21 protein-coding genes are annotated in these 20,244 nt (G+C 71.0%); 12 read left to right on the top strand and 9 right to left on the bottom strand.

Annotated features, from left to right (window positions below; all coding sequences use genetic code 11):
• Positions 1–9 precede the first annotated feature (9 nt).
• The gene (locus OHT57_RS20875) at positions 10–1,536 is read right to left on the bottom strand and encodes an RICIN domain-containing protein (RefSeq protein WP_328747980.1); all 1,527 of its coding nucleotides are present in this window, start codon (positions 1,534–1,536) and stop codon (positions 10–12) included.
• A gap of 166 nt (positions 1,537–1,702) precedes the next feature.
• Positions 1,703–2,617 carry an RNA polymerase sigma factor SigF gene (locus OHT57_RS20870; protein ID WP_328747979.1) on the bottom strand — a complete coding sequence of 305 codons (915 nt, stop codon included), beginning with the start codon at positions 2,615–2,617 and terminating at the stop codon, positions 1,703–1,705.
• Positions 2,618–2,854: 237 nt separating this feature from the next.
• Between OHT57_RS20870 and OHT57_RS20865 the strand changes: the two genes are divergently transcribed.
• The 5 genes from OHT57_RS20865 to OHT57_RS20845 all read left to right on the top strand — a co-directional run bounded on the left by OHT57_RS20865 (position 2,855) and on the right by OHT57_RS20845 (position 7,634).
• Complete coding sequence (locus OHT57_RS20865; RefSeq protein ID WP_328753264.1) at positions 2,855–3,235, top strand: STAS domain-containing protein; 381 nt, start codon at positions 2,855–2,857, stop codon at positions 3,233–3,235.
• A 226-nt stretch (positions 3,236–3,461) separates the two neighbouring features.
• Positions 3,462–3,956, top strand: a complete 495-nt coding sequence (locus tag OHT57_RS20860) for an ATP-binding protein (protein ID WP_328747978.1) — start codon at positions 3,462–3,464, stop codon at positions 3,954–3,956.
• Positions 3,957–4,100: 144 nt separating this feature from the next.
• Entirely contained in the window at positions 4,101–4,796 is a 696-nt protein-coding gene (locus OHT57_RS20855; RefSeq protein ID WP_328747977.1) for an LPXTG cell wall anchor domain-containing protein, read from the top strand.
• Positions 4,797–5,058: 262 nt separating this feature from the next.
• Positions 5,059–6,150: a hypothetical protein gene (locus tag OHT57_RS20850; RefSeq protein ID WP_328747976.1), complete on the top strand. Its 1,092-nt coding sequence runs from the start codon at positions 5,059–5,061 to the stop codon at positions 6,148–6,150.
• A 122-nt stretch (positions 6,151–6,272) separates the two neighbouring features.
• Positions 6,273–7,634, top strand: coding sequence for a hypothetical protein (locus tag OHT57_RS20845; protein ID WP_328747975.1), 1,362 nt, complete (start codon positions 6,273–6,275; stop codon positions 7,632–7,634).
• A 96-nt stretch (positions 7,635–7,730) separates the two neighbouring features.
• On the opposite strand, the gene OHT57_RS20840 is transcribed toward OHT57_RS20845, so the two are convergent.
• A complete protein-coding gene (locus tag OHT57_RS20840) occupies positions 7,731–9,275 on the bottom strand; it encodes a peptide MFS transporter (RefSeq protein ID WP_328747974.1) in 1,545 nt (514 codons plus the stop codon).
• A 294-nt stretch (positions 9,276–9,569) separates the two neighbouring features.
• Between OHT57_RS20840 and OHT57_RS20835 the strand changes: the two genes are divergently transcribed.
• Together OHT57_RS20835 and OHT57_RS20830 are read left to right on the top strand one after the other, a co-directional pair.
• Positions 9,570–10,247 carry a response regulator transcription factor gene (locus tag OHT57_RS20835; RefSeq protein WP_328747972.1) on the top strand — a complete coding sequence of 226 codons (678 nt, stop codon included), beginning with the start codon at positions 9,570–9,572 and terminating at the stop codon, positions 10,245–10,247.
• 79 nt (positions 10,248–10,326) lie between these two features.
• Positions 10,327–11,598, top strand: coding sequence for an ATP-binding protein (locus OHT57_RS20830; RefSeq protein ID WP_328747971.1), 1,272 nt, complete (start codon positions 10,327–10,329; stop codon positions 11,596–11,598).
• 34 nt (positions 11,599–11,632) lie between these two features.
• Here the strand turns inward: OHT57_RS20830 and OHT57_RS20825 are convergent, their stop codons facing one another.
• On the bottom strand, positions 11,633–12,151 hold the full coding sequence (locus OHT57_RS20825; RefSeq protein ID WP_328747970.1) for a GtrA family protein: 519 nt from the start codon (positions 12,149–12,151) through the stop codon (positions 11,633–11,635).
• Positions 12,152–12,316: 165 nt separating this feature from the next.
• On the opposite strand from OHT57_RS20825, the gene OHT57_RS20820 reads away from it, so the two are divergent.
• The 4 genes from OHT57_RS20820 (at position 12,317) to OHT57_RS20805 (ending at position 16,532) form a co-directional block, all read left to right on the top strand.
• On the top strand, positions 12,317–13,456 hold the full coding sequence (locus OHT57_RS20820) for a 5-(carboxyamino)imidazole ribonucleotide synthase (protein WP_328747969.1): 1,140 nt from the start codon (positions 12,317–12,319) through the stop codon (positions 13,454–13,456).
• Positions 13,453–13,977: a 5-(carboxyamino)imidazole ribonucleotide mutase gene (gene purE, locus OHT57_RS20815; RefSeq protein ID WP_328747968.1), complete on the top strand. Its 525-nt coding sequence runs from the start codon at positions 13,453–13,455 to the stop codon at positions 13,975–13,977. Before OHT57_RS20820 ends, purE begins: the two co-directional genes overlap by 4 nt.
• Positions 13,974–15,161, top strand: a complete 1,188-nt coding sequence (locus OHT57_RS20810) for a dipeptidase (protein WP_328747967.1) — start codon at positions 13,974–13,976, stop codon at positions 15,159–15,161. The genes purE and OHT57_RS20810 overlap by 4 nt, the downstream gene beginning before the upstream one ends.
• Positions 15,162–15,419: 258 nt before the next feature.
• The gene (locus tag OHT57_RS20805; protein ID WP_328747966.1) at positions 15,420–16,532 is read left to right on the top strand and encodes a dipeptidase; all 1,113 of its coding nucleotides are present in this window, start codon (positions 15,420–15,422) and stop codon (positions 16,530–16,532) included.
• Positions 16,533–16,546: 14 nt separating this feature from the next.
• Here OHT57_RS20805 and OHT57_RS20800 read toward each other — a convergent pair whose 3' ends face one another.
• Complete coding sequence (locus tag OHT57_RS20800; protein WP_328747965.1) at positions 16,547–16,939, bottom strand: VOC family protein; 393 nt, start codon at positions 16,937–16,939, stop codon at positions 16,547–16,549.
• Between the two features lie 28 nt (positions 16,940–16,967).
• A complete protein-coding gene (locus OHT57_RS20795) occupies positions 16,968–17,327 on the bottom strand; it encodes a VOC family protein (protein WP_328747964.1) in 360 nt (119 codons plus the stop codon).
• A 125-nt stretch (positions 17,328–17,452) separates the two neighbouring features.
• Between OHT57_RS20795 and OHT57_RS20790 the strand changes: the two genes are divergently transcribed.
• Complete coding sequence (locus tag OHT57_RS20790) at positions 17,453–17,956, top strand: CGNR zinc finger domain-containing protein (RefSeq protein WP_328747963.1); 504 nt, start codon at positions 17,453–17,455, stop codon at positions 17,954–17,956.
• A gap of 32 nt (positions 17,957–17,988) precedes the next feature.
• Here OHT57_RS20790 and OHT57_RS20785 read toward each other — a convergent pair whose 3' ends face one another.
• From OHT57_RS20785 to OHT57_RS20775, 3 genes are all read right to left on the bottom strand, one after another.
• Complete coding sequence (locus tag OHT57_RS20785) at positions 17,989–18,669, bottom strand: cupredoxin domain-containing protein (RefSeq protein ID WP_328747962.1); 681 nt, start codon at positions 18,667–18,669, stop codon at positions 17,989–17,991.
• The gene (locus OHT57_RS20780) at positions 18,666–19,124 is read right to left on the bottom strand and encodes a hypothetical protein (protein ID WP_328747961.1); all 459 of its coding nucleotides are present in this window, start codon (positions 19,122–19,124) and stop codon (positions 18,666–18,668) included. Before OHT57_RS20780 ends, OHT57_RS20785 begins: the two co-directional genes overlap by 4 nt.
• A gap of 109 nt (positions 19,125–19,233) precedes the next feature.
• On the bottom strand, positions 19,234–20,238 hold the full coding sequence (locus OHT57_RS20775; protein WP_328747960.1) for a cupredoxin domain-containing protein: 1,005 nt from the start codon (positions 20,236–20,238) through the stop codon (positions 19,234–19,236).
• Positions 20,239–20,244 lie beyond the last annotated feature (6 nt).

Here is a 20,244-nt window from a genome sequence, read left to right as displayed (position 1 = left end):
CAGCCGCCCCTACGACGCCCCCGCCCGCCACCGCTGCCCCGCACCCCCAGTCAGCGGTTCAAGCGCGAGTCCGCCACCGCCCCCCGGCGTCAGAGCCGTCGCGATGGCGATCGCCGGGCGGATCACCCCGTCGGAGTCCACGGTGAAGCGCAGGTTGTCGCCGTGGTCGCCGTCGACCGAGTCGCAGGACCAGATGCCAAGGCCCTTGTCGACGTCACCGCGGCTGTCGAGGCAGAAGCCGGGGTCGGCGGAGGACTGCAGGATGCCGCGGGCGGTGTCGACGCGCCAGCGCTGCGAGCCGGCCGAGGTGCAGGGGGCCGTGACGACGTCCGCGCCGTCGGTGAAGTCGCCGGAGACGTCCAGGCAGCGGGCCGTGGAGACGTTGACCACCTGGGCGTAGGAGCCGCCCGGCGGGCGGAACGGCGGGCTGCTCTTTCGGGGCGGCGCCGAACTCCTCGTCGGGGAGATGGAAGCGGAAGGGGACGACGGCCTGCTCGTGGACGGGGAGGCCGAGGGCGGGACCGTCGCCGTCACCGTCACCTGCGGTGGGCTCGGCAGCGCCCCGCCGCCCGCCGAAGCCGACGCGGACGCGCCCGCCGGGGGTCCGTCCCCCTGTGACACCAGGAACAGCAGCAGCGGTGCCAGAGCCACCCCCAGTGCCGCCGACGCCAGGACGAGCCGACGCGGGCGCGGCCACCCGCCGGAGGGCGCATGGGACCCCTTCCGCGGCCGGGTCTCCTGCTCGGCCGCGCTCCACCCCACGTACGCCGTCCCGCCCCACGGCAGCAGGCCCTCGGCCAGTGCGGTCCTCGGGGTGTCCCGGACCGCGCACAGTTCCTCGTGCGCCGCCGCACAGTGCGGGCACTGGGCCATGTGGGTGTGCAGGTCGGTGCTGACCCGGGGGCTGTCCGGTCGTACGGACTCCTCGATGAGGCGGTGGAAGTCCGCGCAGCGCGGGTCGTCGGAGGCGGCGAGGCGGAACTTCAGACACGTCCGGGCCAGGGACTGCAGGGCCCCCTCCGTGCCGTAGACCACGTCCTCGCGGGTGAGGCCCAGGTGGTCGGCGGTGCGGCGTTCCGGCTCGGCCTCCACCAGGCCGTACCAGACGAGGCCCTGGGTGCGGGCCGGCAGGGACTCGAAGGCGGCGAGCATGGGCGGTACCGGGCTCCCCGGCGCCGCCGTGTTCAGGAGCAGGAGGACGTTCGGGTCCAGGCCCGCCGCACGCTGGTCCCCGGCCCAGGCCGCCGCCGACCGGGCCGTCAGCAGCAGGAGCCGGTGGCGCCAGGGGACGCCGGGGTCGACACCGCGGGCCGTCTCCCGGGCCGCGAGGGTGAAGGTCTGCGCGGCCAGCTGCCGGGCGGCGCTCTCGCCCGCCGTGCAGAGCCGGGCGTAGGCCAGGACGGCGGGCTGGTGGCGGCCGCGGAGTTCCAGCAGGGCGGTGTACGCCGTGGTGGTGTCGGCGCGCAGCAGCTCGGTGAGCCGGGCGTCCGACGCTCCGGCGTGCACACCGCCTCCGGCCCCCTCGGCCCGACCCATGCGCGCCCTCCTCCTGACGTACCGGCCAGTCTGTGAGGGACCATAGTGAGGGAAGCGAACCCTTGGGGAAAGGGTTTCTCCGAGTAACCGCGGGGTGCCCCGGACGCACGGCGCCCGGTGTCCCATCGGACACCGGGCACACGCGCAGGTCAGTGGCGCCGACGCGTCACTCCTCGACGGTCAGACCCTTCCGCAGCCGCACCAGCGTGCGCGACAGCAGCCGCGAGACATGCATCTGCGAGATACCGAGTTCGTCGCCGATCTCCGACTGGGTCATGCCCGCGACGAAGCGCAGCGAGAGGATCTGACGGTCCCGGGACGGGAGTTCGGCGATCAGCGGCTTCAGGGACTCGACGTACTCGATGCCTTCGATGCCGTGGTCCTCGTAGCCGATCCGGTCGGCCAGCGCGCCCTCGGAGTCATCCTCCTCGGGCTGGGCGTCCAGCGAGGAGGCGGTGTAGGCGTTGGAGGCGGCCATGCCCTCGACGACCTCGTCCTTGGACAGCCCGAGCCGCTCGGCGAGTTCGCCCACCGTCGGGGCGCGGTCGAGCTTCTGGGCCAGTTCGTCGCCGGCCTTCGCCAGGTCGAGCCGGAGTTCCTGGAGACGGCGTGGCACCCGTACCGACCACGAGGTGTCGCGGAAGAACCGCTTGATCTCACCCACGATGGTTGGCATCGCGAAAGTGGGGAACTCCACTCCGCGGCTCAGTTCGAAGCGGTCGATCGCCTTGATCAGGCCGATGGTGCCGACCTGGATGATGTCCTCCATCGGCTCACTGCGGGAGCGGAAACGGGAGGCTGCGAACTTGACCAGGGCGAGGTTCAGTTCGACGAGCGTGTTGCGCACGTACGAGTACTCGTACGTGCCCTCCTCCAGCGACTCCAGCCGCGCGAAGAGGGTCTTGGAGAGGGCCCGCGCGTCCACGGCCCCGACCTCTTCGAAGGGTGGGATGTCCGGAAGTCCGGCGAGCACATCGCCGTCGCTGTCCTGCTCGATGGGATTCAGATGTTCCGGGGGGGATGTCGACGTCGCTTGCTGGGTATGCGATGCGTCGAGCCGGGGTGACATGATGTCCTCCATCGTTCTCGGCATAAGGCTGCCGAAGCCAGTTCGTGCACTGCGGTGTGCGGCGCCTCCAAAGCCGGCCGTGTCGAGTACGTGTCTGTACTAGCCCTACCCGGTTTCCCGAGCCGACCGCAAGTGTGTTCTGTGTGGTTATGTCCGTTTGTGGGCGATTGTTCGGGTGTCGGAGGGTGTGGAGAAGGCGTAGTGTTCGAGGACGTCAAAGCAGCCACGACGTCGGGAGAGAGAGACGGCATGGACCGCGGGACGGTCGGCAGCGCACAGTCTGGTCGGCTTCTGGTTGAGGTGCGGCAAGAGGGCTCCAGCGCCGTCGTGACTCCGGCTGGTGAGTTGGATCACCACACGGCCGATTTGTTGCGTGAGCCACTCGAGGCCTGCCTCGCCAAGGGAACGAGCCGACTCGTCGTCGACTGCACACGGCTGGAGTTCTGTGACTCCACCGGTCTCAATGTGCTGTTGGGGGCGCGGCTGAAAGCCGAGGCGGCGGGGGGTGGCGTACACCTTGCGGGCATGCTGCCCGTCGTGGCACGGGTCTTCGAGATCACGGGAGCCGATGCGGTCTTCACCGTGCACGACACCCTGGACGAGGCCCTGGCGGACGGGGCCGGAGGCTGAGGCGGTGAGCCGAGAGGCGGGTCCTGTGCCCCCGCTCGTGCCCCGCTCGTCTCCTTCGACCGGCACTCACCGGGTGTCACATTCCTCCTGGCGGACATACGTCCCGAATGGAGAGGTGTTCTACCGGTCCGGTCGGGCAGGAGACATCCGTACTGACTGTTCGGTGAGCGACCTTGCAGTGACGTTCTGACATCGTGAACCGGTGAATCGGTGAGGTGAAGCGCTGATGAGCACCACCCGGCCCTGCACGCCGGGCGACCGTGACCCGGAGCCCAGCGTGGAGCCAGGCGGCGAGGCCGACGTGCCGACGGGACAGCAGGTCCGCCGCCTGAGCTTCGACGGGGAGAGCGGGGTCGTTCCGCTCGCCCGCGACTTCACCCGGCAGGCGTTGTACGCGTGGGACTGGCTGCCCGCGGCGTCCACGGACCGGCGGGCCGCGGCGGAGGACGTGCTCCTCGTCGTCTCCGAGCTGGTGACGAACGCCTGCCTGCACGCCGAGGGCCCCGACCAGCTGTCGATCTCCTGCGACAACAAGGTGATCCGGGTCGAGGTCTCGGACACAGGCACCGGGGAGCCCTCGCCGCGGACTCCGCACCAGGCGGGACGGCCCGGCGGCCACGGGATGTTCATCGTCCAACGGCTCTGTCTGGACTGGGGCGTCCTGCGGACTCCCGGGACGGCCGGCAAGACCGTGTGGGCGGAACTGGGAACACCCGCCTGACACCGGGCGGGCGGCCGGACGGCCTCCGCCCGGCGGTGTCCCCACAGTTCCGACACTTCCTTATCTCTTCCTTCCTCCGGTGCCCCGGCGTACCTTGACGGCCGATCTGATGTGCCGTCAGGAACGAGTAAGGGGAGCGGAACCGTGTCATACCCGAAGCGAACCGCCGCGCTCGCGTCCGTCGCGGCCCTGGCCGGCTCGGCGGTGCTGATGACCGCCCCCGCTGCCCACGCCGCGGTCGTGAACGTCAACTACCAGTGCAAGACACCGATCGGGGACAAGAGCGCCCTCTCGCCCATCGACATCAAGGGCGTCAAGAGCGGCAGCGGCTACCGGATGACCATGTCCTGGCAGAAGGGCGTCTCGTCCAGCCCGGTCGACCTCGGCAAGGGCGCGATGAACCCGAGCGCCACCATCAAGGTGGGCGGCGCGGACAGCGGGACGGTCGACGTGACGGGCCCGGCCAACCAGGCGACCGTCCCCGCCAACACCCCCATCAAGATCAACGACCTGACCGGGACGTACACCCCGAAGAAGTCCGGCAAGGTCACCTTCACCCCGGGCGTCCTCACCATCAAGGCGCTCGGTACGACGACCACGTGCACGCCGACCAACAGCCCCGGCGCCGCGCTGACCCTGGACGTCACCGCGGCCTCGGGTTCCTCCGGCGGCACCCAGAGCGACAGCGGTGGTGACGACTCGGGCGGGGCACTTCCGCAGACCGGTCCCGAGGACTCGGTGATCGCCCTCGGCACGCTCGGCGGCACGGTGCTGCTCGCGGGCGCGGCGGGCACGCTGTGGCTGACCCGGCGCAACCAGGCGGCCCGCGTGCGCCGCTGACCGGCCCGTACCGGTCTCGTACGCCCGCGCGCAGTCCCTCAGCGAGACGCTGCGCGCTGCCCCTCCTTCGCCGGAGCCCGCTGGAGCCGCCCATGCCGTCCGCCGCCCGTGTCCTGTCCCTGGCCCTCCCGCGTCCCCTGCCGGGGTCCGCCCCCGACGCCGGGGGACGACGGCCGTCCAGGACACGGTGCCGACGGTGTCGTACGGCCGAACCCGTACCCGGATCCCCGTGTGCGGAAGCCGAGTTGACGGGAGTCACGACGTGAGCCCGAGCGGCAAGGCGCGGTTGGCGGTGTGGGCGGCGGTGCTCGCGCTGCTGCTCGCGCCCCTGGCGGGGACGGCGGCCGCTGCGGACGGCCCGAGCGTGAAGCTGTCCAAGTCCCAGGCGGGGACCGGAGGTTCGATCACCGTGAGCGGCGACGGCTGGCGCAAGCGGGCGTTGCTGATGATCCTCATGTGCGGACAGGCCGTGCCCTCGCGCGGGGTCCCCGGAGGCACCAACTCCTGTGCCAACGCCGACGGCCGCGCCGTCACCACCGACTCGGCCGGCCGCTTCAGCAAGAAGGTGCCGGTCGCCGAGCCGCCCGTGCCCTGCCCCTGCGTGGTGCACGTGGCCACCGTGACCGGGGCCAAGGCCGACGCCGACGTGATCTTCCAGGTGGCCGGACACGCCGTGGAACCGCTCCCGGCGGACACCTCCGGTGGCCGGTTGTCCCTCCTCACCGACACCCGGCTGGACGGCTCCGGGGGCCTGCTGGCCTGGTTCGGGGCACCCCCCGCCCGCACCCTGGCCTTCACCGTCGGCAACATCGGCACCTCCGACGTCAAGAACCCCGTCTTCCAGGTCGGCACCGCACACGGCGTGTTCGCCCCGCAGTGGGACGAACAGCAGTGGCGCGGCACGATCCGGCCGGGCGGGAAAGCCCGGGTCGAACTGCCCGTCGAGCTCTCGGGCGGCGCGCACGGCGACTACACGGTGTCGTTGAAGTACGCCGGCAAGGTGCTCGCCGAACAGCCCTGGGGCGTGAGCCGGCCCTGGGGCGTGACCCTGTTCTGGATCCTGGTGTGCCTGGTCGTGCCGGCGGCACTGTTCCGGATCGGCATGGCCGTCGTGGACCGGATCCGGCCGCGGCCCGCCCGGGGCGCCCGGCGCCGCGGCCGGCGACTGCCCGAACTCGCCCTGCGCCTACCGGGATTCAAGCCCTCCACGGCCGCGCACGCGGCCACTCCGACGCCCACCCTGCCGTGGTTCACCCCGGACGCAGATCCGGGCGCGGCCGGTGGCCGGCTCTCCGCACCGCACGACGACACCCCGACGAGTCCGACGACTCCCACCAGAGAGGGAACCAAGTGAGCTTGCGAAGGAGAGCCACACCGGCCGGCGGGCCCAGGGCCCATCCGATGGATCTCCGCGGCGTCGCGACGCCCGGCGCGCCCCCTCGCCGCACGGCGCGAAGGGCCAGGTGGCTCCGCCACATGACCCGCCACACCGCACGCCGAGCGCAGGCACCGAACTCCGCTCCCTCTCCCACGGAGATCCGTCGGAAGGGCCCTGGACGAACGGGCGCGGTGGGCCTGGTGCTGGCGCTGACCGGGGCGGGCGCGGTCCTCGGCCTGGCCGCCGGGCCCGCCCAGGCCGCGGAGGTGTCGTTCGCGACCCGGTGCGTGCCGCCCGCCGGCGTCGGACTCGACCCCGTCAACGGCACCACCAAGGTCGAGATCACCGCACCCGCCACGGCGAAGGTCGGCGACCAGATCGACGTGGTGTGGAAGTTCACCCAGGCCGCGTCCAAGAACCCGAACATCATCGACCTGCCGGCCGACTCGGTGCAGCCGAGCGGCACCCTCAAGGCGTCCGGCGCGCAGAGCGCCGACATCGCGATGACCGGGACGCGCAAGAACCCGGCCATTCCCAAGGGCGGCGCCATGGTGCTGTCCGACATGAAGGGCACGTTGAAGCTGACGGCGGCCGGGGAGCTCACGCTGACGCCGGGCGCGTACACGGTGAACGCGCTGGGGACCAACACGGTGTGCACGCCGACGGAGACGGTTCCGAAGGCGGCGAGCATCGACGTGGCCGCGGGAGACGGCACGTCGACCCCGACACCTACGGCGACCGGGACCGAGTCGCCCGACCCGACCGACAGCGCCACGCCGACGGACAGTGCCACACCCACCGACAGCGCGAGCCCGACCGCCACCGCGTCGGACGACGGCCAGACCGACTTCACCGGCAAGGCGGTCGACATCCCCTACACCTGCCAGTCGCCCCTCGGCGAGAAGAAGGCCACCTCCACGATCCAGGTCAACGCCAAGAAGAACGGCGGCAGTTACGGCCTCACCGTGCAGTTCAAGAACTCCCCGATGGACAGCCCGGCCGACATCCCCGCGAACTCGGTCAAGCCCTCCATGGAGGTGGTTCTGGGCGGCGCAGACAAGGGCTCGGTCCATGTCGAGGGTCCCACCAACACCGAGGCCATCAAGACGGGCGACCCGATAGAGATCTCGGACATGACGGGCACGTACAAGCCGGGCGCGACGGGTGAGTCGACGCTGTCACCGGGTGTCCTGACGATCGAGGCCCTGGGCACGACCACGACCTGCACGCCGGACAAGACGGAGGCCTCCCTGACCCTGACCACGCAGGAGCAGGAGGGCGGCGCGTCCGGCGGCACGTCCGGCTCGGGCGGCACGAGCGGTTCGTCGACCAGCGGCGGCCTGGCGGCGACGGGCGCGGACGACCACGCGGCCCTGAAGGCGCTGGGTCTGGTCGCGGGAACGGCGGTGCTGCTGGGCGGTGCGATCTTCACGTTCATGCCCGGAAGGCGGACCAGGTAACGCGCTCAGGGGCGCGCGGAACCGCGCACAGCACGTGAACCGACGGGGCCCCGGAACCCGCATGGATTCCGACGGCCCCGTCGGTTCGGACGGACGCTAACGAACGTCACCCATCAGCGACTTCACCTTCCGCCGGTACATCCACACCGTGAACCCGGCGAGCGCCGCGAGCGCCGCCTCGCCGAACACCGCAGGCGTCCCGCTGAGGTCGACCCCCGCGATCGCCGGGTTGGACAGCAGACCGGTGATCGAGTCGCCCGCGGTGACCGCGAGGAACCACACCCCCATCATCTGCGAGGCGTACTTGGCGGGAGCCATCTTCGTCGTCACCGACAGCCCGACCGGCGACAGGCACAGCTCACCCACGGTCTGGATGAAGTAGACGCCCACCAGCCACATCGGGCTGACCGCGGTGCCGCCCGCCGCCATGGCGATCGGGACCAGGAAGAAGAAGAACGAGACACCGACCAGCACCAGGCCCATCGAGAACTTCACGATGGTGCCGGGCTCCTTGCCCTGCCGGTTCAGCCACACCCAGACCCAGGCGAAGACCGGGGCCAGCGCCATGATGAACAGCGGGTTCAGCGACTGGTACCAGGAGGTCGGGAAGTCGAAGCCGAGCAGCGAGCCGGCGGACTTGTCGTCGTTCGAGCCGAACGCCTGGACCGTGGACGCGCCCTGGTCGTAGATCATCCAGAACACGGCGGCGGCGACGAAGAACCAGATGTAGCCGGTCATCTTCGACTGCTCGGTCGTCGAGAGCTCCTTGTCACGCTTGATGCGCAGCAGCACGCCCGCCGGGACGACCAGACCGATGACGGTGAGCGGGATCATCGCCCAGTTCAGCGTGAAGTGGCCGGTGACCCCGACGACGCCGTAGAAGACGGTCGCGGCGATCACCCACAGCAGGCCCTTGCGCAGCCAGGCCGCGCGCTCCTCGGCCGCCAGCGGCTTGGGCACGACGGCGCTCCGCGGGCTCAGGTTGCGGGTGCCGAGCAGGAACGCGGCCAGACCGATCGCCATGCCGACCGCGGCCATGCCGAAGCCGAGGTGCCAGCTGACCTCCTGGCCGACGGTGCCGATGGCCAGCGGGGCGAAGAAGGCGCCCGCGTTGATGCCCATGTAGAAGATCGTGAAGCCGCCGTCGCGGCGCGGGTCGTCCGGGCCGTCGTACAGATGGCCCACCATCGTGGAGATGTTGGCCTTGAGCAGACCGGAACCGGCCGCGACGAGCGCGAGACCGGCGAAGAACGGCGCCTGGCCGCCGGGCAACGCGAGCACGAGGTGGCCGGACATGATCGTGACGGCCGCGATGGCGACGGTCCTGCGCGGCCCCCAGAGCCGGTCGCCGAGCCAGCCGCCCGGCATGGCGAGCAGATAGACCATCGCCGAGTAGACGGAGACGATCACGGTGGTGGTCGCCAGGTCCATCGCGAGGCCGCCGCCCATGGTGCCCTTGCCGGCATCGGGGCCGCCGGAGAGCAGATAGAGGGTGAGCAGGGCCTTCATCCCGTAGTAGGAGAACCTCTCCCACATCTCGGTCATGAGCAGTGTGGCCAGTCCGCGGGGGTGGCCGAAGAAGGCTTTGTCGGAACCGGGGGTGCCCGGAGTCACCGAGTCCTTCGTCAGGCTGGACGCCATGGTCGTTCCTTGCTGGTGGAGGTGTGCCGCACATGAAAGAGACCTTCGGCGCAATACATGCCAAAGGTCTCCGCAGTGCTGGAGGCGCCTATCACCATACGGCAGGACACTGCCGGAAATAGAATGACTTGAGAGATGGATCACAGGCAACGGGGGAAACGTACACCCTGTTTCCAAGGCCTCCTTGCGGTTCTCACCCCACAGACACAGGTTCGCTCGGGTAAGTCGAAAGGTAAGAATCACGGGACGGTGATCACACCACAGCATCTGCCAGGAGCGGTCTACCATCAGCTCATGACCCGTGTACTGCTCGCCGAGGACGATGCGTCCATTTCGGAGCCGCTGGCCCGCGCCCTGCGCCGGGAAGGGTACGAGGTCGAGGTGCGTGAGGACGGACCCACCGCACTCGACGCCGGAATGCAGGGCGGCATCGACCTGGTCGTGCTCGACCTGGGTCTGCCCGGCATGGACGGCCTCGAGGTGGCCCGCCGACTGCGCGCCGAAGGCCACGCCGTACCGCTCCTCATCCTGACCGCGCGCGCCGACGAGGTGGACACCGTCGTCGGTCTCGACGCGGGCGCCGACGACTACGTCACCAAGCCCTTCCGGCTCGCCGAACTGCTCGCCCGGGTCCGGGCCCTGCTGCGGCGCGGAGCGGCCGAGCCGGCGCAGCCGCCCGCCACCCACGGGGTGCGGATCGACGTCGAGTCGCACCGCGCGTGGATGGGCGACGAGGAACTCCAGCTCACCGCGAAGGAGTTCGACCTGCTCCGGGTACTGGTGCGGGACGCCGGCCGCGTCGTCACCAGGGACCAGCTGATGCGGGAGGTCTGGGACACCACGTGGTGGTCCTCGACCAAGACGCTGGACATGCACATCTCCTGGCTCCGCAAGAAGCTGGGGGACGACGCCGCCAACCCCCGGTACATCGCCACGGTGCGTGGTGTCGGGTTCCGGTTCGAGAAGAGCTAGGGGCCACGGGCCGTCGCGCGACTGACCGCCCTGCGCGGTCGGTCGCGCCGCCCCTGAGCGGACCTGGCCGGAGGGCTTTGTGCGTCGCCGTTTGATTCAGTCCACGCTCGCCGTCGTGCTCGTGGTCATCGCCGTGTTCGGTGTGTCCCTCGTCATCGTCGAGACGCGGACCATCAGCAACAGCGCCCAGGAGCGCGTCGACTCCGAGGCGATCCGGCTGGCCGGGATCGTGGACAGCCGGTTGTTCGCCGCGGAGGTCGTGTCCGCGGAGATACTGCGTGACCAGGTCGCGCAGGAACGGTACGCCGTGATCCGGATCCCCGGGAAGCCGCTGATCGAGGTCGGCTCCCAGCCGTCCGGCGAGGTCATCAGCTCCACGGAGAAGGGCGAGGAGGGCGAGACGGTCACCGTGCAGGAGCCGCGCTCCTCGGTGACCCGCGAGGTCGGCCGTACGCTGCTGATCATCGGCCTGGTGGCGCTGCTCGCGGTGATCGCGGCGGTGCTCCTCGCGATCCGCCAGGCCAACAAGCTCTCCGCGCCGCTCACCGACCTCGCCGAGACCGCCGAACGGCTCGGCTCCGGCGACCCGAGGCCCCGGCACAAGCGCTACGGCGTCCCCGAGCTGGACCGGGTCGCCGACGTCCTGGACGCCTCCGCCGAGCGCATCGCCCGCATGCTCACGGCCGAACGACGCCTGGCCGCCGACGCCTCCCACCAGCTGCGCACGCCGCTGACCGCGTTGTCGATGCGCCTTGAGGAGATCACCCTCACCGACGACCCGGACACGGTGAAGGAGGAGGCGAACGTCGCGCTCACCCAGGTGGAGCGGCTGACGGACGTGGTCGAACGACTGCTGACGAACTCCCGCGACCCCCGCGCCGGCAACGCCGTCACCTTCGACCTCGACGAGGTCATCCAGCAGCAGCTCGCCGAGTGGCGGCCCGCGTACCGCAGTGCCGGGCGGGCCATCGTCAGCTCCGGCAAACGGCACCTCACCGCCGTCGGCACACCGGGAGCGGTCGCCCAGGTCCTGGCCGCGCTGATCGAGAACTCCCTGATGCACGGCGGCGGCACAGTGGCCCTGCGTACGCGCGTCACCGGCAACCAGGCCGTGATCGAGGTGACCGACGAGGGTCCCGGGGTGCCCGCCGATCTCGGTGCGCGGATCTTCGAGCGGACGATCAGCGGCCGCAACTCCACGGGTATCGGACTGGCGGTCGCGCGGGACCTCGCGGAAGCGGACGGCGGCCGTCTGGAGATGCTGCAGGCTCAGCCGCCGGTCTTCGGCCTGTTCCTGTCCAGGACGCCGTTGAAGTCGACCGTCGTGGAAGACGAGCCGACGGTGCGCTGACCCGAGGAGGCAGCCGCCCCGTCAACCGGTCGGCTCAGCGGACCCGCTGCTTCGGCCGCCGGGCCCCGGGCGCCGCCGCCTGCTCGGCCTCCTCCAGGAAGGACTCCGCGCTGGCGACCGCCTCGCGGGCGGGCAGGGTCTTGAAGACCCAGCTGCGGTAGGACCAGAAGCGGAACAGGGTCGCGATGCCGATGCCGACGAACTTGAAGACGTTGCTCTGCAGCGGGCTGTCCCAGCCGAAGCCGTAGGTCGCCGCGTACAGGATGCCGTTCTCGATGACCAGGCCGACCGCGCTGAACAGCAGGAACAGCGTCAGTTCCTTCGTACGGCCGGTCTTGTCGCGGTCGCGATACGTGAAGTACCGGAACCCTATGTAGTTGAAGACGATCGCCACGACGGTGGCGATGACACTCGCGCGGACCACCGGCAGCCCGGTGAGATGCCGGACGAGGTTGAAGACGACGAGGTTGACGAGAAGGCCCACTCCGCCCACCGCACCGAATGCGGCGACCTCACGCACGGCCCTTCGCAGCCCTGAGGAACCATGTCCCATGGTCGTACAGGCCCCCAGTCGATTGGTTTCGTCAACCCAGCCATGCTAACCATCCCCCGTGGCGGTTGCCTGTGGATGAACTCACACTCATGGGAACAAGCTGGTAAGAGCACGGGTAAGAGGCGCGGAATCCGGCCGCCGTGGCGTGACCGATACCCTGGGGTCGTGACGTTCCCGGTAGTCGGCATGGTCGGCGGAGGCCAGCTCGCTCGTATGACACACGAGGCAGGCATCCCGCTCGGCATCAGATTCAAGCTCCTCAGTGACACTCCTCAGGATTCCGCGGCGCAGGTCGTCGGCGATGTCGTCATCGGCGACTACCGCGACCTCGACACGCTGCGCGAGTTCGCGCGCGGGTGCGATGTGATCACCTTCGATCACGAGCACGTACCCACCGAGCACCTCAGAGCCCTGGAGGCGGACGGCATCCCCGTGCGCCCCGGCCCCGACGCGCTCGTGCACGCCCAGGACAAGGGCGTGATGCGCGCGAGGCTCGACGCGATCGGCGTCCCGTGCCCACGGCACCGGATCGTCAGCGATCCCGAGGACGTGGCGGCCTTCGCACAGGAGGGCGACGGCTTCCCCGTCGTCCTCAAGACCGTGCGCGGCGGTTACGACGGCAAGGGCGTGTGGGTCGTGGACACCGTCGAGGAGGCAGCGGACCCCTTCCGGGCCGGCGTCCCCGTCCTCGCCGAGGAGAAGGTCGACTACGTCCGCGAGCTCGCCGCCAACGTCGTACGGTCGCCGCACGGCCAGGCCGTCGCCTACCCGGTCGTCGAGTCCCAGCAGGTGAACGGCGTCTGCGACACCGTGATCGCCCCCGCGCCCGGCCTCGACGAACTCATCGCGCTCAGGGCCGAGGAGCTCGCCCTCACCATCGCCAAGGAACTGGACGTCGTCGGCCACCTCGCCGTCGAGCTGTTCCAGACCCGCGACGGCCGCATCCTCGTCAACGAGCTCGCGATGCGCCCGCACAACTCGGGCCACTGGTCGATGGACGGCGCGATCACCTCGCAGTTCGCCAACCACGTCCGGGCCGTCCTGGACCTTCCGCTGGGCGACCCGCGCCCGCGCGCGAAGTGGACCGTGATGGTCAACGTCCTCGGCGGGGACTTCCCCGACATGTACTCCGCGTACCTGCACTGCATGGCCCGGGACCCCAAGCTGAAGATCCACATGTACGGCAAGGACGTGAAACCCGGCCGCAAGGTCGGCCACGTCAACACCTACGGCGACGACCTGGACGACGTTCTCGAACGCGCACGTCACGCTGCCGGCTACCTGAGAGGCACGATCACAGAATGAGCCCCGTTGTTGGCATCGTCATGGGTTCGGACAGCGACTGGCCCGTCATGGAGGCCGCCGCGCAGGCCCTCGACGAGTTCGAGATCGCCTACGAGGTCGACGTCGTCTCCGCGCACCGCATGCCGCGCGAGATGATCACGTACGGCGAGCAGGCGGCCGAGCGCGGCCTGAAGGTGATCATCGCGGGGGCCGGTGGCGCAGCCCACCTCCCCGGCATGCTCGCCTCGGTGACCCCGCTGCCGGTCATCGGCGTCCCGGTCCCGCTGAAGTACCTCGACGGGATGGACTCGTTGCTGTCCATCGTGCAGATGCCGGCCGGCGTCCCGGTCGCGACCGTCTCCGTCGCCGGCGCCCGCAACGCGGGCCTGCTCGCGGCCCGCATCCTCGCCACCCACGACGAGGAACTCCTCGGCCGGATGCGGGAGTTCCAGCAGGAGCTGAACGACCAGGCCACCGAGAAGGGCAAGCGCCTGCGGGCCAAGGTCGAGAGCCCGGGCAACGGTTTCGGCTTCGGGAAGTGACGGCCGTGACCGCACTGGAGACAGCCCGCGAACTCCTCGCCGAGTTCCCGGTCGTCGACGGCCACAACGACCTGCCCTGGGCACTGCGCGAACAGGTCGGCTACGACCTCGACGCCCGCGACATCGCCACGGACCAGTCGGCCCACCTGCACACCGACCTGGCGCGGCTGCGGGCCGGCGGGGTCGGCGCGCAGTACTGGTCGGTGTACGTCCGCTCGGACCTGCCCGGCGCGGTCCCGGCGACGCTGGAACAGATCGACTGCGTACGGCAGTTGATCGCGCGGTACCCGCAGACGCTGGCGCCCGCGCTGACGGCCGCCGATATGGAGGCGGCGCGCTCCCAGGGCCGTATCGCCTCCCTCATGGGTGCCGAAGGCGGCCACTCCATCGCCAACTCCCTCGCCACGCTCCGTGCGTTGTACGCGCTCGGTGTGCGCTACATGACCCTCACCCACAACGACAACGTGGACTGGGCGGACTCGGCGACCGACGAGCCCGGTGTCGGCGGCCTGTCGGCCTTCGGCCGTGCGGTGGTGGGGGAGATGAACCGCGAGGGCATGCTCGTCGACCTCTCGCACGTGGCGGCGACGACCATGCGGGACGCGCTCGACGCCTCGCTCGCGCCGGTGATCTTCTCCCACTCCTCCGCGCGGGCGGTGTGCGACCACCCGCGCAACGTCCCGGACGACGTGCTGGAACGGCTCCCGTCCAACGGCGGCATGGCCATGGTGACCTTCGTCCCGAAGTTCGTCCTGCAGGCCGCCGTCGACTGGACGGCCGCGGCCGACGAGAACATGCGCGAGCACGGCTTCCACCACCTCGCGACCACCCCGGAGGCGATGAAGGTGCACCGCGCCTTCGAGGAGCACCACCCGCGCCCGGTCGCCACGGCCTCGACGGTCGCCGACCATCTGGACCACATGCGCGAGGTGGCCGGCGTGGACCACATCGGCATCGGCGGCGACTACGACGGCACGGCCTTCACCCCCGACGGCCTCGACGACGTCTCCGGCTATCCGAACCTGATCGCCGAACTCCTCGACCGGGGCTGGTCGAAGCCCGACCTGGCCAAGCTCACCTGGCGGAACGCGGTCCGGGTGCTCGGCGCGGCGGAAGACGTGTCCAGGGACCTGCGGGCGACGAGGACCCCGTCCAACGCGACCATCACAGAGCTGGATGCCTGAGGCCCCGGGCCAGGAGCTTCGCCTCCGAACGCCGGGCCGGCGATCGCAGCCCGTCCGGCGTTCGGGGACGAGGCCTCTTGAGGGCCGAAGGGGCGGCAGCCGGGCAGGGGCGGCGGACACCCTCGACGACGTCATCGAGGCGGCGCGCGACCACTGAGCCGGCGTACCCCCGAACGCGCCGCCCACCAGGAAGGCCCCCGCGCTCCGTGCGACGGTGACCGTACGGCGATCAGGCGATCACGACGTACGGAGCCCGTCATGGCAGACCTCCAGGACGAACTGCACGGCACGGCCGAGGTGGGCGAACTGCCCCGCCTCTTCGAGGCCGTGCCGGAGCTGTACACCCCCGTCCACGACCCGGACACCGAGCTCCTGGAGCAGGCCCGCGCCATCCTCGCCACGCACCCCGTCGCCGACGGCTACAGCGGACTTCCCTGGGCCCTGCGGCACCTGCCCTGGTTCGATCTGGAGCTCGGCGAGAGCGCCGTCGACACGGACGTGCCGCGGCTCAGGGAGGGACACGTCGGTGCCCTGCTGTGGTCGCTGCACCTGCCCGAAGGCCTGGACGGGGACCCGGCGGTGGGCGCCACGCTGGAGCAGCTGGACCTGGTGAAGACGGTCGTACGCAACCACCCGGAGGGGTTGCGGCTCGCCTGTACCGCCGACGAGACCGCCGACGCCCGCAAGTGCGGCCGGGCCGCCGTCCTGCTCGGCCCCGCCGGTGCCGCCGCCCTCGGTGACTCGCTCGGCATCCTGCGCTCCCTGCACGCTCTCGGCCTGCGCGCCCTCACCCTGACCGGGGTGTGCTGGGCGAGCGAGGCGGGGCTCACCCGGTTCGGCGAGGAGGTGCTGCGCGAGATGAACCGGCTCGGTGTGCTCGCCGACCTCTCCGGCGCCTCCGACGCCACCGTGCGGCGCGCCCTGGCGGTCTCCAAGGCGCCCGTGCTGTTCACCCGCTCCGCCGCCCGCGCCCTGCGTCCCCACCCCGCCAACCTCCCCGACGACCTGCTGGCCGAGGTGGGCGCCGCCAAGGGGCTGTGCATGGTGCCGCTGACCGCCGAGCAGACCGGCCCGACGGTCCGGGACGTCGCCGATCACCTCGACCATGTGCGCGTGGTCGCGGGCGCCGAGTGCGTGGGACTGTCCGGCACCTATGACGCCGGGACCGCGCATCCGCAGGAACTCGGCGATGCCTCCTGCTACCCGCACCTCGTCGCCGAGCTGCTGCGCCGCGGCTGGACGGAGACCGACCTCGCGCTCTTGACCTGGGGCAACGTCCAGCGCGTGCTGCGCGGGTCGGACTTCACCGCCCGCGCGGCCCAGCAGCGGCGCGAGCCGTCCACGGCGAAGATCGCCGAACTGGACGGCTAGGGCCCTAGGCCCCCTCAGAGGGGCTGCGGCGGGTCGATCCGGCACAGGCAGAACGGGTGGCCCGCCGGATCCGCGTACACCCGGAAGTCCTCCTTGTCCTCGGCGTGCAGCAGCCGGGCTCCCAGCTCCAGCACCTTGGCCTGCGCGGCCTCGATCTCCTCCCAGGTGCTCCCGCCGTCGAGGTCGAGGTGGAACTGCTGGGAGTTGCGGTCGGCGCGCGGCCACTCCGGCGGGGTGAACCCCGGTGCGCTCTGGAAGGCCAGCCGGGGTCCGCCGGGGACCTGCAGGACGACCCAGTCGGGGTCCTCGTCCTGCGGGGCGCCGCCCACGATCCCGGCGTAGAAGCGGGCGAGTGCGCGGGGGTCGGGGCAGTCGATCGCCACGGAACGAAAAGACGCTACAGGCACGGGAGATCCTCCTGGGTCAGCAGGCACATCAGCAGGCACAGAGGCAGAACGGGTGCCCCGCCGGGTCCGCGTACACACGCCAGCCGCGCGAGCGGTCGTCGGCGTCGAGGGGCTTGGCGCCCAGTTCGAGGACGCTCGCCTCGGCCGCGTCCAGGTCCTGGACGGTCAGGTCCAGGTGGAACTGCTGCGAGGCGTCGGGGGCGGGCCACTTCGGCGGTACGAGACCGGGGGCGGCCTGGAAGGCCAGCGCCGGTCCGCCGGGGATCTTGAGGTCGGCCCAGTCGCTGTCGCCCTCGACGGTGCCGCCGAGGACGGCGGCGTAGAAACCGGCGAGGGCGCGGGGGTCCGGACAGTCCAGGACGACGACTCCGAGTTCGGCGATGGCCATGGCTTCCTCCTTGAAGCACGGTTACCTGTAGAGCTCGGCAACCAGTAACGGTTACCGCATGCTCCCGCATCGGAGGTAACGTCGCAAGGGAATTCACCAAGCATCCGGACAGGTGGCGTGCAGCCATGAGTGAGCGATCGCCCGCGCCAGGAGGCCTGGGACTGGTCCAGTCCCTGGTCAACACGCTGGACCTGGAGTCCGGTGCCGACTCCCTGGACACAGCGGAGGGACGGGCGCACTTCGGGCTCACCGGGAGCGAGACGGCGGTGGCGCGTGAGCTGCGCGAATCGCTGCGGGTCGCGCTGCTGGCCCACGCGGGCCATCCGCCGCACCGCGCCGTGACACCGCTGGGGGACCTGCTGGCGTCGGCGCCGCTGGTTCTGACGGTCACCGCGTCGGACGGCTCGGCCGCGCTCGTCCCCGCCGACGCCGGGCCCCTGGTGTCCCGCGTCGCCGCCGCCGTCGCCGAGTCCCTGGTCGCGGGTACCTGGATCCGGCTGAAGGCCTGCGAGGCCGTCGACTGTCACTGGGCGTACTACGACCGCAGTCCGGCGGGGCGGGGGCGGTGGTGCTCGATGCAGGTGTGCGGGGCCCGGGCGAAGATGCGGCGGTACCGGGCCAAGGACTGACGAGGCCCCTTCACGGGGTCAGGGACGCACGGTCAGAGGTCCTCCGCCCGTGCCCGTGACGTGCGTGAACCCACCAGCAGGAGACACAGGACCGCCACCCCGGCCACCAGTCCGGCCAGCACCAGCAGGGGGTCCAGAGGGCGGGCCGTCGAGGCGGCCGTCTGCGTGGCGGGAAGCTGCGCCGGCTGCGGTACGACCGCCTCGGGCGCCGTGGACGACGGGGGCGAGGACGGCATCGGCATCGTCATCGCCGGCGCCGAGCGGGGGGCACGGGACGGAGTCCGCGTGGGTGTCGTCGCCTCCTGGTGGGTGGCGGAGCCGGAGTGCGCATGCCGGGTCGGTGCCGCCGAGGTCCTCGCGGGAGCCGGAGCGGGGGCCGCCGCGCGGACCGTGATCCCGGCCGTCATGTCCGGGTGGACCGTGCAGACGTAGCCGTAGGAACCGGCCGTGGTGAACGTGAAGCTCCAGCTCTGGCCCTTGTTCAGCATCGGGGAGTGGATCGGGAGCGGGCCGGAGGTGGTCTTCACGTCGTGCGGGGCCGTGTCGTAGTTGGTCCACGTCACCGTGGAACCGGCCGGGACGGAGAGCGTGGCCGGTGAGAAGGCGTACCCCTTCATGGCCACGGCGTAGCCAGCGGCCGACGCCTGTCCCGACGGCAGCAGCCACACGGTGAGGAGGGCGAGCGCCGCCGCGGCCCGCAGCAACCCCCTCACGCGAACTCCCCCGCGACGAGCAGCCGCAGCCGCGTCGCCGGCAGTCGCCACGGCAGCCGGAATCCGGTGGCCCGGCGCAGCAGCCGGTACGGCAGCCGGGCCGTGCCCACGACGAGCAGCCGGTCCGTCGCCCGCTCGACCACGCGCAGCCGCAGCAGGACGGGAAAGGCGAGGTCGTCGAGGACGAGGTCGGCGGTGAGCTGGAGCCGGTCGCCCGGCAGGTCCTCGACCTGCTCGGAGGTGAGAACGGCCCGCAGCTCACGGTGGTCGAACTCGAAGCGGAACGCGGACCGTGCGGCGTCCTCGGACATCTCCAGGGCGGCCCCGGCGAGCGGCACCCGCCGTCGTCGTACCGGCAACGGCCCGTACCAGGCGGTGAGTTCGGCGAGCGAGCGGCCGGGGGCCACGGTGAGACGGCGGGGCGGAGGAACGGTGGGCAGGGTGACGGTTGTCATCCCGAACTCCTTGGAAAGCGGTTCCCGAAATGTGGCGGGGGTGTGGAGAATGACCGTGGACGCCGTTCCGGCCGGCTGAGCCCCGGCCGGAACGGCGTCCACCCAGGTGTCAGCAGCTGGTGGTGAGGAAGTCCGTGGTCGGCGTGAGCAGGTGCTCCGCCCAGACGGTGTGCATCTTCACGTAGGCGTCCGGGTTCAGCAGATCGGTGACCTGCTGCCCGAGCGACTCCTCCAGGTGCGCGGAGTTGATGTGGGCCAGCAGCACGCTGAGCGTGCTGTCGAGCACCGTGCCGCCGTCATTGACGGCCGGCTTGAGGATGCTCTCGAGCCACACCGTGTGCATCTTGATGTACGAGTCCAGCGACAGCGCGTCCTGCACCTGCTGGCCCGGCGACTCCTCCAGGTGTGCCGCGTAGAGGTGCTGCAGGATCGGCAGGAGCTCGTTGCGGATGCTGGTGCACTGCTCGCCGTCACCGCTGGTGGGCGTCGCCGTCGGAGTACCCGTCGGCATCGGCATGCCGGTCGGGGTCGACGTGGGGGTGGCCGTCGGCGTGGCCGTGGGGCCCGTCGTCGGGGTCGCCGTGGGAGCCGTCGAGGTCGGCGTCGGCGCGGGTGTCGTACCGCCACCGCCGGACGCCGCCACGACCTTCACGGAGGACACCATGTCCGGGTGTACCGCGCAGTAGTACTCGTACGTCCCCACCTTGGTGAAGGTGTACGACCACGAGTCGCCCTGCTTGAGCGTTCCCGAGTCGAAGGCCACCGGGGCCTTGGTCGTGGTCACCGTGTGCGGCGCGCTGTCGTGGTTGGTCCACTGCACGGTCTGGCCGACCTCGACGACGAGCTGCTTACCGTCGCCGAACTTGTAGCCCATGATGTCGACCTGGTGGTCGGGAGCGGCCGCGGCCTTCATGTCGGCTGCTGCGGCAGCGGGCGCCTGAGCCGCGCCCGCGGCCTGCTGCGAGGCCGCCGTGGAGCCCGTGGCCGCGCTCAGCAGTCCGAGACTGAGCACCGCCGCGAGCGCCGCGCCGAGCCCTGCGACCAGCAGGGACCGGTTTGTGGTCCGCCCGGTGCCCGGCTTGCGCCGCTCACCGGTGTCGTCGCTACTTTTCACTTCAAC

The organism is Streptomyces sp. NBC_00285, from assembly GCF_036174265.1.
Taxonomy (GTDB): Bacteria; Actinomycetota; Actinomycetes; order Streptomycetales; family Streptomycetaceae; genus Streptomyces.
Note: the sequence above shows the minus strand (reverse complement) of the source record. Positions and strands in the feature narration are given on the sequence as shown.